This is a genomic window from Streptococcus mitis (assembly GCF_000722755.1).
GTDB classification, from domain to species: domain Bacteria; phylum Bacillota; class Bacilli; order Lactobacillales; family Streptococcaceae; genus Streptococcus; species Streptococcus mitis_CM.
This window is the reverse complement of the sequence record NZ_JPFY01000008.1, coordinates 64769-82324: the sequence shown is the minus strand read 5'-3', so window position 1 is coordinate 82324 and position 17556 is coordinate 64769. Positions and strand designations below refer to the sequence as shown.

Annotated in this window: 5 protein-coding genes; 1 reads left to right on the top strand and 4 read right to left on the bottom strand. The window is 37.4% G+C overall.

Annotated features, from left to right (window positions below; all coding sequences use genetic code 11):
• Positions 1-70: 70 nt before the first annotated feature.
• Positions 71-559, top strand: a complete 489-nt coding sequence (locus SK578_RS00565) for an SP_0198 family lipoprotein (RefSeq protein ID WP_042749800.1) — start codon at positions 71-73, stop codon at positions 557-559.
• A 108-nt stretch (positions 560-667) separates the two neighbouring features.
• Here the strand turns inward: SK578_RS00565 and SK578_RS00560 are convergent, their stop codons facing one another.
• The 4 genes from SK578_RS00560 to SK578_RS00545 all read right to left on the bottom strand — a co-directional run bounded on the left by SK578_RS00560 (position 668) and on the right by SK578_RS00545 (position 17425).
• Entirely contained in the window at positions 668-925 is a 258-nt protein-coding gene (locus SK578_RS00560; RefSeq protein ID WP_000185159.1) for a metal-sensitive transcriptional regulator, read from the bottom strand.
• 149 nt (positions 926-1074) lie between these two features.
• Positions 1075-1929, bottom strand: a complete 855-nt coding sequence (locus tag SK578_RS00555; RefSeq protein ID WP_042749798.1) for a VOC family protein — start codon at positions 1927-1929, stop codon at positions 1075-1077.
• Between the two features lie 265 nt (positions 1930-2194).
• On the bottom strand, positions 2195-10933 hold the full coding sequence (locus tag SK578_RS00550; RefSeq protein ID WP_042749795.1) for a Rib/alpha-like domain-containing protein: 8739 nt from the start codon (positions 10931-10933) through the stop codon (positions 2195-2197).
• A 303-nt stretch (positions 10934-11236) separates the two neighbouring features.
• The gene (locus SK578_RS00545; protein ID WP_042749793.1) at positions 11237-17425 is read right to left on the bottom strand and encodes a MucBP domain-containing protein; all 6189 of its coding nucleotides are present in this window, start codon (positions 17423-17425) and stop codon (positions 11237-11239) included.
• Between the last annotated feature and the right edge of the window lie 131 nt (positions 17426-17556).

Genomic DNA, 17556 nt, shown 5'->3' with positions numbered 1-17556 from the left:
CATAGAATGCCATTTGTTAAGTACGTTCAGTATAAAATTAAAAACTTTGGCATTAAGGAAGGAATTCACTATGAAATCAAAAACTATTGCACTTTCTGTTGCAACATTAGCCAGTGTTAGTTTATTAGTAGCTTGTGCCCCTGCAGCTCAACAACAAAATCAACAACCTGCTCAACAAACACAACAATCTAACCAAAATCAACAGTCTGACCAACAAAATCAGCAATCTAACCAACAAAACACTAACAATAGCAATAACAATAACAACCAAGCTGCTCCAGCTCAAAATGCTCCAGTAGCTCAACCTGAAAACATCGATGGAACCTATCAAGGACAAGATGACCATGATCAAATTACTTTGACTGTTACTGGTAAAACAGGAACATGGACAAAATTAGAATCTGACGGTGACCAAAAAATTAAACAAGTTACTTTTGATCCAGCAAACCAACGCATGATCATTGGTGATGATGTACAAATCTACACTGTTAACGGAAATCAAATTACAGTAGATGATACTGACTTTGATCCTTCTGATCGAATTATTTTATCAAAATAATCATAAAAAGAGGCCTAAAAATAGAGCCTCTTTTTCTCAACGTTAAAACTTACATTAAACTATCCTACTGATGGCATTTTTGTCTTTATGATAAAGTAAACAATTACTTCACTTCCTTTTAATCAAGTATCGGATGGCCTTTTCTAGGCGTTCCTTTTGAGCTTCAGGATCATCTAGTGGCTGATTGATACATTCAGTAAGGTTTTCCGTAATTATCATCTCAATCACGCGCTCCACACTAGATTTCACGGCTGTCAGTTGCGTCACAATATCAGCACAGTCACGATCTTCTTCAATCATCTTTTGAATCCCACGCAACTGGCCCTCTGAACGTTTCAAACGAGTAATATACTTTGAGTTTGTCATTTCTTTTTCCTTGCTCGATTTTTCTTCATTATATCTCTAATCAGCTTCTTTGTCAAAATTCTCGCCCATACAGCTCACTCAGTTCTGTTATCAAAGACTTTTCAAAAGGTAAACTAGCCATACTGATAATTTACTAGAGTTTTCTAGTTTTACCTTGCTAAACGAATACGAGTCACAATTCCGTCTGGGTCTGTGATTTCCAGCTGGCTAGATGTCAGCCACTTGATTGGTGCATCAACTTCTTGTGCTCGTTGAGCAATAGTTAACAGTTCCTCCTTATTAGCAACTTCAATGACATAGTAGTCCAAACCTGGCAAGCCTTGCTTACGCGGAGCCAGACCTTTTCCTCCCCATTCGTTGACTGCCAAATGATGATGATAGTCCCCAGCCGCAATCCAACTAGCGCTAGGCACACTGAATTTATCTTCTAAACCTAACACCTTTTGATAAAACTGGCTGGACTTTCGACTATCCTTGACGGACAAATGGATATGCCCCATTCTCGTGCCTTCTGCTAAAGTAAAGGGCTCTACTCTTTCCCCCAACTCATAGATATCCTGCGCCGCAAGGGCCTCAGTGACCCCTATAATACGACCGTCTTCTCGAATCTCCCATGTGGAAACTGGCTTATCTCGATAGAGTTCAATGCCATTTCCCTCCAAATCTTCCAAGTAAATAGCTTCACTGTAACCATGGTCTGCACCGCCGACAAGAGAAATCTGTAAATCTGTCAGGTGTTTTAAGACATCAGCCAAAGCCTTTCGTGTCGGCAAGAGAATGGCCAGATGGTAAAGGCCATAATGTTCCCTTACTTCTCCACTCTCTTGTGCTTGAATCAGCTGTACCAAGGCTGTTCCACCCAGGCCTAGAACTACCTCTGTCTCAGTTTTAGATAAGATTTCTAAACCAAGCACTTGCTGATAAAAGGCTGTTTGACTTGCCAAATCCTTTACATTCAAAACTGCCTCTGCCAAATAAATGTGGCTCTTGTATTCATAGGTCATAAATGGTCCTCTTTTTTTAATTGTAATTATTTTTATTACAACCATTATATAATTTCCATCAAGAAAGTCAAGCCAGACAACTTATAGATCATGATTCTGTAATCTTGTCTATATGGGATTAGAACGAGAAAATCTACAGAGAATTGACAATAAAACCACCGAAAATTTTTAACCAATGCTATGATAACTCTCATCTCAATCCCAAAAAGAAAAGGAGCGGATATGATATCCTACTCCTTATTCTTATCAGAAAATCTAATTAGAATTAGTCTTCTTTTTTCTTGCGAGCAACAAGTCCAAATCCACTCAAGACACCTAAAAGTCCAAGTGCTGCTAAGCTAGAGTCGGCTTCTGTACCTGTGTTAGGCAATTCTTTTTGAACTTCAACATTTTTAGGTGTTGATGTTTGAGAAGCTGGTTTATTTGGAGTTGATGGTTCAACATGCTTAGGTATGACTGTTACTGGGACTTCTACCTCTACGATTTCTCCTGATGGTAGTTTCACTTTTACTTTAACACTTGGTTTTTGTCCTGCCGTATCAGTTGCTGGGATTTCTCCAACTTCTACGATTTCGGCACCTTTTGGTAACTCAACATGTTTCTTAACATCATCTTTGCCAATTGGAGTTCCAACCTCTACTACGATTGGGGTAGTTTTAACCGTTTCTCTTGGAGCTGGAGTCGCCTTTGGTGTGACTGTTACTGGGACTTCTACTGTAATCACTTTTCCATTTGGTAATTCTACCGTTACTTTAACTGGATCTTTCTTACCTGGAGTTGTCAAGTCTGGAATGTTTTCAACATTTGTGACCTTACCACCTTCTGGAATCTTGATGCCTTTTGTGTAATCCTCTGGTGTTAATGGAGTTTTCGTAACTGGAGTTTCAATTTCCTTAACAGGTGTTACTGTTACTGGGACTTCTACTGTAATCACTTTTCCATTTGGTAATTCCACAGTTACTTTGACTGGATCCTTCTTACCTGGAGTTGTTAAGTCTGGAATATTTTCAACATTTGTGACCTTGCCACCTTCTGGAATCCTAATTCCTTTAGTGTAATCCTCTGGTGTTAATGGGGTAGATGTGACTGGTGTCTCAATCTCTTTAACAGGTGTTACATTAACTGGGACTTCTACTGTAATCACTTTTCCATTTGGCAACTCTACTGTTACCTTAACTGGATCTTTCTTACCTGGAGTTGTCAAGTCTGGAATGTTTTCAACATTTGTGACCTTGCCACCTTCTGGAATCTTGATGCCTTTTGTGTAATCCTCTGGTGTTAATGGGGTCTTAGTTACTGGAGTTTCAATCTCTTTGGCAGGTGTTACATTAACTGGGACTTCTACTGTAATCACTTTTCCATTTGGTAATTCTACCGTGACTTTAACTGGATCTTTCTTACCTGGTGTTGTCAAGTCTGGAATGTTTTCAACATTTGTGACCTTACCACCTTCTGGAATCTTAATTCCTTTAGTGTAATCCTCTGGCGTTAATGGGGTAGAGGTGACTGGTGTCTCAATCTCTTTAACAGGTGTTACATTAACTGGGACTTCTACTGTAATCACTTTCCCATTTGGTAATTCTACCGTTACCTTAACTGGATCTTTCTTACCTGGAGTTGTCAAGTCTGGAATGTTTTCAACATTTGTGACCTTGCCACCTTCTGGAATCTTGATTCCTTTAGTGTAATCCTCTGGCGTTAATGGTGTTTTCGTAACGGGAGTTTCAATTTCCTTAACAGGTGTTACATTAACTGGAACTTCTACTGTAATCACTTTTCCATTTGGTAATTCAACCGTGACTTTAACTGGATCTTTCTTACCTGGTGTTGTTAAGTCTGGAATGTTTTCAACATTTGTGACCTTGCCACCTTCTGGAATCTTGATGCCTTTTGTGTAATCCTCTGGTGTTAATGGGGTAGAGGTAACTGGTGTCTCTATTGAGACTGGAACGACTTCTACTACGTTAACAGGTACAGGTACCTCTTTAGTCGCAACTACTTTACCATCTTTCACATACTCTACCACTACTGTCGCTGGGATTTGTACACCAACTGTTGCTGTAGGTGGTACTGTTCCTGTTTTAACTTCTGTAACTGTTACAGTAACTCCTGATGGAAGCCCCTTCACGTTATTAGCTGCTTTTTCAGCCTGTTCTTTAATAGTTTTTTCTAGTTCTTGCTTATCACTATCTTTAAGAACTGTTACACCTTCTGGGGTTACTTTTGGTAATACTGTCACTGGGACTTTTACTGTCTCTTCACCATTTGCATACTTAACTTTAGTTGGTACTGTTACATCGGTTGCTCCAACTTTATCCTTTGTATCTGGTAAATCAGCTTCTGTTGGATCTTGTACTGTTCCACCTTGTCCTGGTGTTACTGCATCTTTTACTTTAGCTATTTCAGGTTTGTCGCCTTCAACAACGTATACTTGATCAGCATTTGAACCAACGACATTTACAGTAATTTCTGCATCTTTTGTATACTTAACGCCATCTACTGTATAGGTTACTGGGACTTTTACAGTTCCTTTGTTTGTTCCTGCTTCCGATGTAATGGTTGCAAGCACTTCTTCTGTAATCGCTCCAACTTCTACATCTTTGGCACCATCTGGTAATTTAGCTTTGAAATCTGCTGAGTTTGCTACTTCTTCCGCTTTAGCTTTAGCTACTTCTTTAACTTTATCTGTAGTTTCACCTTTTGGTACTGTTACTTCACCTTTAGCAACTGGTAATACTGTTACTGGTACTATTACTTTCTCTGGATCTTTAATTCCTTCGTAAGTTACTGGAACTTCGACTGTTACATCTGTAGTTCCTGCTTTTCCAGTTGTTTCTGGTAATGTTGTTGGTTTACCAACTGTCCCGCCTTGTCCTGGTGTTACGGCATCTTCAGCTTTCGTTGGTTTATCACCTTCAAACACGACTACTCGTTTAGTTGTTGATCCAACTACTGTTACCGGAACTTCTACTTCTTTAGATCCAACTACACGGCCTTTATCATCAGTATATTCAATAACTACCTTAGCTGGTTTTTGTTCTCCTGTAGCAGTTGTTTCAGGTTTTTCTTTCACTTCTTTAACAGTTACTGTTACACCTGCAGGAATACTATCTTTTGGTAATGCATCCACCACTTCTTGAGCTTTTGCTTTAACCATTGTTTCTAAATCTGTGCTATCTTTAAGTACTGTTACTCCCGTTGGTTTAACAACTGGTAATACTTTCACAACTGCAGGGACTTCTACAAGTTTATCTTCACCATCTTTCGCAACTACTGTTACTTTCTTATCTCCAGGTGTTGTTGTATCTACATCACCATCTTTATAGGTGAACTTAGTTCCGTCTGGATATTGATCAGGATTAATGCTTTCAGATGGATCTGGTTGTGTATTTTGAGGATTTTCAAATACATATTGCACTTCAGGATCTACTACCACAACTTTAGCTGGAACTTTAACAATCGTATCTTCACCAACTTTAGCCACAACGACTACATCTTTCTCTCCCGATGTAGTTGTATCTACTGGAGTTTCATAAGTAAATTCCGTTCCGTCTGGATATTCACCCGGTGTGATACTTTGTTTAGCTTCTGGTTGTTTATTAGCTTTATCAGCCACAACGTATTGTGGAATACTGTCAACTACACGTACTGTTGCTGGAACTCTTACTAGTTCATTTCCATTTTCATCAGTAACAATAACCTTAACCCCTTTATCTCCAGGTGTTGTTGTATCTGGTTCTTTTTCGTAAGTGAATTTAGAACCAGCTGGATAATCATCTGGATTGATACTATCTTCTGCTTTTGGAGCTTCTTTTGGATCTACTGGGACAATTTGTGGATATCCTTCAACAACTTTAATCGGTACATTAACAGTTTCTTCACGTTTATTATCCCCTGAACCATATGTCACTGTCACAGGAGCTGTTAATGTGTCATCCCCAACTTTATCAGTTGTATCAGGAAGTTTAGTTTCATCTACTGTTTTCTCATTTCCTTTAGTAGTAACAGCATCTTTTAATTTTTCTGAAGATGGTTTATCTCCTTCTACTACATAAACAGGTTTTGCAGTTGAAACTTGTGGTTTAACTTTAATTGTAAACTCTTGATCTATTTCTTTCTTAGTATCAAATGTTGGATCCTGATCAAATGGATTATCTACAACATCATATCCCATAGATTTCAAAACATCAACACGTGCTTGAACTTTTTCTTCTGGAATTTTATCTCCTGATTTACCAGTAAGATCATCAATATTATATTTCGTATCTAATGGTGTTTCAACACCTTCATCATCTACTGAAACAAATTTTACTTTTGCTTTTTGATCGTCTTTATCATAGGTAATCTTGATATTTGCTTTTGGATCCGTAATTTTTGGTGGTTTATATCCTTCTTCTGGTTTAGCAGGATTTACCGGTTCTAATGGTGTTCCATTTCCATCTTTTGGAGTATATCCATCTTTATGAGGAATAATTTGTGTAACTTCACCAGTCTTGGTTGGATCATTTGGATCGTTAGGGAATGGAATCGGATCTCCATCCTTACCAGTGGTTGGATCAACAGGAATCCAGCTTCCAATCTTCGTATAAGTAACTTTATCCGTTTCATCAGGGATTACTTTTGTATCTTTTGCAGGGGTTGCTGCTTCTTTAGCTGGAATTTCTTTTTTATCAGCAATATATCCTGGTAGAACGTCTACTCCAACTTTATCCCATGTTTTATTTGGACTTTCCCAATCAGTATAGCTTACTTCTTTTGTGACAAGATTAACGGTCGCTTTTCTTGTGAATGGCACCGTTTGAACAGTATCATCCTTAACTTTTTCTTCAGCCGATGTATCTGATTCTTTTTTAACATAAGAAATCACACGCTTAGCTGTTGTATTCAAATCAGATTCAGTCAATCCCTCAGGCCACTTAAGTTCTGGGGTATCCCCTTTTGGATCTACTGGACTATCTTTTTCATGTGGTGTTGATGAAGGAACTTCAATGATTCTAGGTTTAACCACAATTTTGAATGTTTGAGAAGGTGCTGATGTACCATCTTGTGCATTGATATCTTCCTTGTCATCAAATGCTGGGTGATGATTATCTTGAATATGGTATTCATCACTTTCTACTTCATAACCTTGATTCTTAAGTTCTTTGATTTTGTTTTCAACATCTGTACTTGCTGGTAATTCTGAACCAGATTTTCCTGTTAAATCAAAGCTAGAAACCACTTCATTTGCAGCTCCATCTACTTTCTTCTCAATCACTACTTTAGCTGTTTGAGTAGAAGGTGTATATGTAATTGGTGATTCCCCAAATTTATCCGTTGGTGTAAATCCATCTGGAACTTTATAGCCTTGAGTTGGATCATTTGGATTTTTCGGTGTCAATTCTTGTCCATTATATACTGGAGTATAACCTGGAACATATGGAATTGTTATCGTGCTAAAATCACCTGGAACCGTTGGATCATTCGGGTTATTTGGATAAGAAATCTTATCTGGTGCTCCTTGTGGTTTCTTGCCTGCTGGGTACTCAGGTACAAATGAACCAATTTCTTTATAAAGAACTTTCTTCACTTCAGAAGTTGCTGTTCCATTTTGTGCTGGCTTAGGAGCATCTTTTTCTGGAACAAGTTTATCCGCATTATCCACTAATAAATAATTATTAATAACTGGAGATTCAACTGAGTTATACTTACCATTAGTACCATCTGCTTTAGCATCAGTTAGTTTATCCGCTTCATTGTAAACTTCCCAATCAGAGTAAGTTACTTCTTTTGTTTCAGGATTAACTGTTGCTGTACGTTTGTAAGTTACTTTTTGCACCTTTTCAGCATATAAAGGAGTAGCATTATCTTTGTTTGCATCTTCTTCTTTTAGATACTTAATTGTACGTGTAACTTCTTTAACTAAGTCCTCACGAGTAACTCCTGCTGGATATTTACCAAGATTTTCATCTCCTTCTTTTACAGGTGTATCTGCTGTTTTTGGAGATACTGGAGCTGTTGTGCTTGGATTTGTTGGATCAGTTGTTACTGTTGGGTCTACTTTAATTAAGTCTAAGACATGGACAGTGACATTTGTTTCTGTTGATTTCTTACCTTCACTATCAGTTGATTGAACTTTTACAGTGTAATCTCCAACATTAGTTGTATCTAGATTACCTGCATCACTTACTGCGATTGTTGGTTTAGTAGAATCAACACCATCACGATCATCTTCTAAGTCAGTTGCAGATGGTTTCGCTTTTTCTAGAACTTTAGCATTGTTCCATTTGTCAGCTTCTTTTGTTTTATAAACATATAAATCTTTTTTCTCAACTGCTACTGTTGGAGCTTCGTTTAGAACATTAGCGTAAGCTGGATCTGATTCGTTACCTGCTTTGTCAAGCACAGTAACTTTGATACGTTTGTCCGGATTTGTTGTCTCATTCGCTTCCGTTAAATCTGTACCTGCTGGAACTGGAACAACTAATTTACCATCACGTACTTCAACTTTTGTTGCACCATTATACCAACCATCTGCTTTCTTCGTTAAAGTAATTGGTGTTTTAGTATTTGGTAAAGTAACTTTCAATGAAGTTAATCCACCAATTGCACGTTCAATATTTTTTACTTCTGTATCAGCATTTCTATTTGTTCCATTATTTTGATCATTGTCAGCGATATCTTGTTTTTCTCTAGGTACATCTGTTAAATTAGGATCTTTTTCTGTTGGTACAGAAATTAATAATTCTGTAGGTTGATTTTTATCAGTTTTTTCGCCATTAATACTATCTGTATGGACTGGTTCTACTGTAGGAGCAACAGGTTTAACAGTATCAATATAAATTGTTTTATTGTAATAATAATCAGGATTATCTGTATTTCCTAGTGCATTAAATGTATTTCTATATGGACTATTTGGATTTACAACACCTGTATTTTCTAATACCCTGTTTCCTTGTAAATCTGTAAATCCTTCTTTAATTTCTGCAGTTACCTTGAAAGTAGCTGTCCCTTTGAAGTTTTTCGCTGTTGTGAAATCAATACCGAATGTCCGAGTTCCATTTTTAGCAGGATCAGAATCCCCCGCATTGAATTTCAATCTAAGTGTTCTAGTTGTTTCATCATATGATACCACTTGGTAAGGACCAGGCCAATTCCATGCATTCGCTTTTTTAACTGAATCTTTTAATTCTACACCTTCAGGAATTTTAATTGTGTATTCATAAGCGCCGTACGTTGGTAACCCACCAACGTTTTTCACAGTAACTTTTAATTGACCTGATTCTTTGTCTTTATAGAGAGTATCTTCTCCATAAGAGGACGTGGTATTATTACGAACAACATCTGTCGTCATTTCTAAAGCAGCACCAACAGTTAAGTTAACTCCACCAACAAAGTATCCATCTTCAATTTCTGTTTTTCCTTTTACTGGATAAGTTTTATTAAATGCGGGACCATCCTCTAATGCTTTAATGGTTACTTTAATTTTCTTAGTAGTATTTGGAGTATTGATAATCGTTCTCCAGAATCCGAAACCATTACCATTCCCTCCATCACCATACGGAGTTGAAACGTGTGTTGTTTCACTATTATTATTCGCATCTTTCAGTGTTGTTAAAACTTCACCTGTATCTGCATCTCTAACTGTAATTTCTACTTTTTCACCAGTACCAGCAGTACCCATATTCCCATAGGCACCACCTGTTAGAACACTTAGGTATAATCTAGAGTTCGGATTAACATTAAATTCTTTCGAAATTTGTGTACCTTTCTTATTTAATTGAATATAATAATCTTTCCCTACAGCTGAATGTGCTGCATTATTTAAAGGAACACCAGGTACACTTGAGTAGTTAACACCATTTGCATAGTTTTGATTAGCTTTATTAGGTGCTAATGGATTTCCTGGAACAGGAGTATCATTGTATTGTCTGTCAATACTTCCATTATTATCGTAAACTTTAGATGGTTTCGGATCAAATCCAGCAGGTCTATCCGCTGCAACTTCTGTTGGAGCTTCTGGTTTAATCGCTGTTACATAATTATTTGTCCCTTCTATTTTCCATCCATCAATTTCATTTTCAATTCTCTTTTCTTTCCAATTATAAGTAATTTTACCAAGTTTTACTGGAGCTGGATTTGGAGAACTAGTACTATTTCTTGAATATTGATTTTCAACAGTAGCAGATTTTGTTTCAACATCTGGAGTATTAAAATCAATATCTCCAAATTGATTTTTCAAACTTGAAATAACGTTATCTACTGGGTTAGCTCCTACCCCTCTTTTATTATTACTAGTAGGACCTTCTGCTGCTTGTTCTCCTACACCAGTAGGAGTCGCTCTAAACCCACTTTCCCCTTTACCAGGAATTGCTTTTCCGTTTCGTGGATCTTGGTTTTTATTTGTTTTTTCTACTTTAGCTTCTGTTTCTGATTTATCTTCTACAGCAGGAGACACTTTTGGCATGCTCTCAATTACAAAAGCCTTTTCTCCTAATCTTGCAACAGTTTTATCTACCTCTGCCTGAGTTGCTTTATCATTTGCTGATAAAGCTTGAGCTTCTAATAGTGCTGCCTTTGCATCCTCAATAGTTTTTGATGTTTTATTACTAATTTCAACTTTATCGATAGCTGATTGAATACGTGAAATCGCTTCTGATAACTTACTGAAGTCTACCTTTGCAATATTTTCTGGTGCTACCCTATCTTCATTAACTAAAGCTTCAGCTGAAGTTACTACTGGTTTAGAAACTGGATCTTTAGAAGGAATTTCTTTTCCCTTAGCATCAGAGCTCGCAACATTCTCTTCGTGATTTAGGTTTTCTTGAGATGGCGATGACTGTTGATTAGACAAATTTGAGCTCGTTCTTGCATCGTTTCCTTGAATAGTGTCAGCTTTTGCAGTGGCTCCACCTCCAAACATCATAAGCGCAGCAATCGCTACCGATGCTGCACCGAAACTATACTTTCGGATTGAAAATCGTTGAACCTTTTGTCCATGATATTTTTTTATTCGTGAGTACATTACTACTCCTTTTCTTATATTTTTATTTACACCAAGAAAAGTCAGTAAAATCCTTAAATAGATACTAAGAAAATCCCTGACTTCACCTATTGTATAATATATATAATAACTCTATCTATTCACTATGTCAAGCAATTCGATATTTTAATCGATGTTGATATATAAAAAAGCAAAGATAATTAATAGCTTCAGAAATATGATTAATAACTTTCAAAAAAGCTTAAAAATTACCTCATATTTACATAGAAAAAGGAGCGGATATGATATCCTACTCCTTATTCTTATCAGAAAATCTAATTAAATTTAGTCTTCTTTTTTCTTACGAGCAACAAGCCCAAATCCGCTCAAGACACCTAAAAGTCCAAGTGCTGCTAGGCTAGCATGGTCTTCTGTACCAGTATTAGGAAGTTCAGCTTGTCCTTTAGCTTCTGATGGAGCTACTGGAGCTTGTGGTGCTTTACCATTTACTGGTGCTGATGGCATCGTTGGAGTTGCTGGGTTAGCCGGTGTTGTTGGGTTAGTTGGATTAGCCGGAGCAACCGGGGTTGCTGGGTTAGCTGGGGCAGCTGGGGTTGCTGGGTTAGCCGGTGTTGTTGGTTGACTTGGGTCTGTCGGTTTCACCGGACTTGTTGGGTTTGTTGAAGGTGTTGATGGAGAACCTGGTTGAGATGGAGTGAGTGAGCCTCCATTTGTAGTACCTTCTTTGACTTCTTTATAAACGTAAGTTACTTCTGTTGTTCCTTCTGTTACTTTACCATTTTCATCACCTTTAGTTGAAGTTGGTACTAATACGTATAGTTTTCCATCTTTCGTAGTGATTGTAGCTGGTTTGTTGTCAGTTGTGTCATATGCTGAGCTTACTGATCCGTCTGTAGTATCTTTAACGTCTTCTGCGATTGTGTTACCCGCTTCGTCTACATAATGAACGACTACGTTTCCTTTAATTTCTTTGTACACATATGTTACTTCTGTTGTTTTACCTGCTTCAACACTTCCGTTTTCGTTACCTTTAGTTGATGCTGGTACTAATTCGTATACTCTTCCTTCTGCAGTTGTAATACGAGTTGGTTTCATATCATTATCAGTAGTGTTGTAAGCAGCTCCTGGTTTACCGTCTTTGGTATCAACAGCGTCAGTTTGGATTGTGTTTCCAGCTTCGTCTACATAGTGAACTACTACTTGTCCTGCTTTTTCGTAAACGTAAGTTACTTCAGTTTTACCTTCTACTACATCTCCTGTTTCAGGTTTAGAATCGTCTTTAACAGCTTTTTCTGTTAAGTAATATTTAACACCATCTTTTTCGATTGTTGCTGGTTTATTGTCAGTTGTATCGTATTTAGCGTTTAGAGAAGCACCTTTAGTATCTTCTTTATCTTCAGCAATCACGTTGCCTTCTGTGTCAACGTAGTGAACTACTACATCTCCAGTTACTTCTTTATAAACGTAAGTAACTTCTGTTGTTCCTTCTGTTACTTTACCAGACTCTTCACCCTTAGTTGAAGTTGGTACAAGTACATATACTTTACCATCTTTTGTAGTGATTGTAGCTGGTTTGTTGTCACTTGTGTCATATGCTGAGCTTACAGATCCATCAGTCGTATCTTTAATGTCTTCTGCGATTGTGTTTCCAGCTTCGTCTACATAGTGAACGACGACGTTTCCTTTTACTTCTTTGTAGACATAAGTCACTTCTGTAGTTTTACCTGCTTCAACACTTCCGTTTTCGTTACCTTTAGTTGATGCTGGTACGAGTTCATATACTTTTCCTTCTGGAGTAGTGATACGAGTTGGTTTCATATCGTTATCAGAAGTATCATATTTAGCTCCTGGTTGACCATCTTTTGTATCAACAGCATCTGCTTGAAGAGTGTTTCCAGCTTCGTCTACGTAATGAACAAGAACGTTTCCTGCTTTTTCGTATACATAAGTGATTTCTGTAGTTCCTTCTACAACAGCACCGTTTTCTGGCTTAGAACCGTCTTTCAATTCTTTAGCTGTCAAGTAGTAAACTTGTCCATCTTTTTCAAGTTTAGCTGGTTTGTTGTCAGTTGTGTCATATTTCTCACTTAGTGATCCATTTTCTACATCTTTCGTATCTTCAGCAAGTGTGTTTCCTTCTGTATCAACGTAGTGAACGACGACATTACCAGTGATTTCTTTGTAGACGTAAGTTACTTCTGTCGTTTCTCCAGCTTTAACTTTACCTGTTTCATCACCTTTAGTTGACTGAGGGATTAATTCGTATACTTTACCTTCTGGAGTAGTGATACGGTTTGGTTTCATTCCGTTATCAGCAGTGTTGTAGTCTGAGTTTGGTTTACCGTCTTTTGTATCAACAGCATCTTCTTGAATAGTGTTACCTTTTTCGTCAGTGTAATGAACGACTACTTGTCCAGCTTTTTCGTAAACGTAGGTTACTTCTGTTTTACCTTCTACTACGTCTCCGTTTTCTGGTTTAGAGTCATCTTTAAGAGCTTTTTCTGTTAAGTAGTAAACAGTTCCGTCTTTTTCGATTTTCTCTGGTTTGTTGTCAGTTGTATCGTATTTAGAGTTTAGAGAAGCACCTTTCGTATCTTCTTTATCTTCAGCAATTACGTTACCTTCTGTGTCAACATAGTGAACGACTACATCACCAGTTACTTCTTTATAAACGTAGGTTACTTCTGTAGTTCCTTCAGTAACCTTACCAGTTTCAGCACCTTGAGTTGCTGTTGGTACTAATTGGTAAACTTTGCCTTCTGGAGTCGTAATACGTTCTGGTTTCATGCCGTTATCAGAAGTGTCATATGGTGTGCTAATTGATCCATCTGTTGTATCTTTAGCATCTTCAGCAATTTTGTTTCCTGCCTCATCTGTATAGTGAACTACTACATTCCCTTTAACTTCTTTATAAACGTAGGTTACTTCTTTCGTTTGACCTGATTCTACAGTACCTGTTTCATCACCTTTAGTTGATGCTGGGACTAGTTCGTATACTTTTCCTTCTGCAGTTGTGATACGAGTTGGTTTCATTCCGTTATCTGCAGTGTTGTATTCAGAACCTGGTTTTCCATTGTCAGTATCTTTAGCACCTGAAGCAATATCTTTACCGTCTGCAGTTCCTACTAATGGAGTTCCGTCTTCTGTTTGGTAATTAACGATTACTGATCCAGCTTTTTCATAAACGTAAGTTACATCAGTTTTACCTTCAACTACGTTTCCAGTTTCTGGTTTAGAATCATCTTTAAGACCAGCTTTTGTAATGTAGTATACAGTTCCGTCTTCTGCAGTGATTTTTTCTGGTTTGTTATCAACAGCAGTATCATATTTTTCGCTTAGAGATGCACCTTTAAGGTCGTCTTTATCAGCTGCGATTTTGTTACCTTCTGTGTCAACATAGTGAACTACTACATCACCAGTTACTTCTTTATAAACGTATGTTACTTCTTTAGTTTCTCCAGCAACAACTTTACCAGTTTCTTCACCTTTAGTTGCTGTTGGTACTAATTCGTATACTTTGCCTTCTGCAGTTGTGATACGAGCTGGTTTCATTCCGTTATCAGAAGTATCATAATCTGATCCTGGTTTTCCATCTACAGTGTCTTTAGCACCTGAAGCTACATTTGCACCAGCTGGGTCAACACCTACTAATGGAGTTCCATCTTCTGTTTGATAGTTAACGACTACTTGTCCAGCTTTTTCATAAACATAAGTTACTGTAGTTGTACCTTCAACAACATCTCCAGTAGCTGGTTTAGAATCATCTTTCAATTCTTTAGCTGTTAGGTAGTATTTAACACCGTCTTTGGTGATTTCAGCTTTTTTGTGGTCTGCTGTGTCGTATTTAACGTTTAGAGAAGCATCTGTTTCGTCTTTTTCGTCTTCTGCGATTACGTTACCTTCAGTATCTTCATACTTAACGACAACATTACCTTTTACTTCTTTATAAACGTAGGTTACTTCTTTCGTTTCACCTGCAACAACTTTACCAGTTTCATCACCTTTAGTTGCTGTTGGTACTAATTCGTATACTTTACCTTCTGCAGTTGTAATACGGTTTGGTTTCATTCCGTTGTCTGCAGTGTTGTAGTCAGTTCCTGCTTTAGCGTCTGTAGTGTCTTTAGCACCCGAAGCAATATCTGTACCGTCTGCAGTTCCTACTAATGGAGTTCCGTCTTCTGTTTGGTAGTTAACGATTACTGATCCAGCTTTTTCATAAACGTAAGTTACTGTTGTTGTTCCTTCAACAACATCACCAGTTGCTGGTTTAGAACCATCTTTCAGTTCTTTAGCTGTTAAGTAGTATTTAACACCATCTTTCTCGATAGATTCTTTTTTGTGGTCAGCTGTATCGTATTTAACATTTAGAGAAGCATCTGTTTCATCTTTTTCGTCAGCAGCAAGTGTGTTACCTTCAGTATCTTCGTACTTAACAACTACATTACCTTTAACTTCTTTGTAAACGTAGGTTACTTCTTTAGTTGTTCCTGATTCAACCTCACCTGTTTCTTCACCTTCAGTTAAGTCTGGAACTAATTCGTATACTTTGCCTTCTGCAGTTTTAATACGAGTTGGTTTCATTCCGTTATCGGCAGTGTTATAAGCTGTACCTGGTTTACCATTATCAATGTCTTTTGCACCTGATTCTACAGTTTTACCAGCTCCATCTTCGTCTACTACTGTTCCTGCAAGTGGAGTTCCATCTTCAGTTTTGTAGTTAACGATTACTGATCCAGCTTTTTCATAGATGTAAGTTACTTTTGTAACACCTTCTACTACTGTTCCTGTTTCAGCTGGTGATGTAGTTTCTGTACCATTTACAGATGTCATTGTGTTTGCTTCGTTTAGGTAGTAAACATTTCCTTGTGCATCTGTAAGTTTTTGAGGTTTTTCAGTTTCATTTTCTTTAGTGTTGTAAGGTACGTTTTTAGAAGCTGTAGTACTACTTACAATTACATCATTCCCATCAGCATCAACATAGTATTTCTCAGTTACTACTTCAGCTACTGTTTCAGGAGTATCAGTGTAAGGAGATTTTAATTCTGTTCCGTCTTCTGTTTGGTAGTTAACGACTACAGAACCTTTTTTCTCGATTTCACGAGTTTTTTCTTCTGCATAAGTGTAAGTGATTGTTGTAGTACCACTTGCTAAACGGTATGCACGAAGAGGAGTGATTTCGTCACGGTAAGAATACTCTTCAACTTCCGGCGAAGGATCAGAAAATTTAAGAAGAAAATCACTACTATCTTCTAAAGTACTTGTTTCTTGATCAGTAACGCTTGCTATATCAGCTGTTATATCACTTGTAGGTCTTCCTTTATCATCAACTTGATCTCCCTTATCAGCACTAATCTCCAGAGGACCACCAGTTTTTGCCGCCATTCCTAAAGTAATATATCGTTTGAAATTAAGGAGGTTATCTTCAAATCCTTTTTCTTGAAGATATGCAAGATAGTTTTTTACAAGAGTTTTGTTTGCTTCTCCTGTTAAAGTATCTGGAGCCGCTTTAAAGTTTTGTACCATTGCATATGTTCTATTTAAAGTAGCCCCAGTTCCATCTTTATCATCTGCTACATTATCACTAGATGACAATTGTATCTGTGCTGTTAAAGAGAAACTCTCAGTTTTAGCTGTTACATAGGTATTTTTCTCAAGGACGAAAACATAATCACCTTCTTTGATTCCACCATCAGCTGTTACGTTAGCTGAAGTGAAGTTTTTTGCTGTTGCTTCTCCAGCTTTGAAAGCTTCTATCATCTTAGCATCAGAAGTGATCGCACCTGAATCAGCTTGTACATATTTACCATATGTTCCTTTTCCTGTTTGTTCAACAATCCAAGCTTTTCCACCAGGTTTTACAGTATCATAAGTGATTTTACCTTCTGCGTTACTTAACCCTTCTGGAGTCAATTTCGCAGTTACATCACCTAGAGTTGTGTCAGAGTACACTCCTCCACCGTTTCCAGTAGTTTCAACCTTAGGTTCTCCGATTAGGTGGTAAGTCTTCCCATCTTTTTCGATTGTTTCTTTCTTACCATTTTCTTTAGCGTCGTTTAGGTCGCTAGCTTCTGCATCACCACCTGTAGTTCCTTTGAAAACTTCTCCTGATTTACCGTATACATCGTATGGTGTTTCGATAGTTTTATCAGCACCAGAGTTTTGGTTTTTGTTTTCTTCTAATACAGTATTACCCTCAGCAGTTACATATTTGTAGTCTACTTTTCCAGTTTTAGTAATTGTATTTGTTCCCTCTGCAGTTGGATCAGTTGAAAATTGCCTACCTGCATCTGGGTTCTCAATATTAGCTGTATCTACAATTACTGACCCCTTATCATTTGAGATTGTTGTTGTGTTGTCACTGTTCTCTGTCATTGCCGCTTCAACTGTCTGCGTTCCAGCAGCCATTGCAAGGGCTGCACCGATAATCAGACCAACTGTACCGATTTTGACTGAGTCTGAACGACCGTCTTTAAACTTACGAATGGAAAATTTTTCTTTTTTATTTATAAACATTCTTAGTATCCTTTACTTTTATTTTTTGCATGATTCTTGATTTCATAATGTTGTTATAGTAATAAATAATTAATAAAACCAGAAACCTCACTCTTCCATTTTAACACTTTAAAACCTCCTATACAATGAAT

Bases quoted from the DNA above. Each gene is read 5' to 3' on its own strand.
- SK578_RS00560 (WP_000185159.1), bottom strand. From the start codon at position 925: ATGACAAACTCAAAGTATATTACTCGTTTGAAACGTTCAGAGGGCCAG.
- SK578_RS00565 (WP_042749800.1), top strand. From the start codon at position 71: ATGAAATCAAAAACTATTGCACTTTCTGTTGCAACATTAGCCAGTGTT.
- SK578_RS00555 (WP_042749798.1), bottom strand. From the start codon at position 1,929: ATGACCTATGAATACAAGAGCCACATTTATTTGGCAGAGGCAGTTTTG.
- SK578_RS00545 (WP_042749793.1), bottom strand. From the start codon at position 17,425: ATGTTTATAAATAAAAAAGAAAAATTTTCCATTCGTAAGTTTAAAGAC.
- SK578_RS00550 (WP_042749795.1), bottom strand. From the start codon at position 10,933: ATGTACTCACGAATAAAAAAATATCATGGACAAAAGGTTCAACGATTT.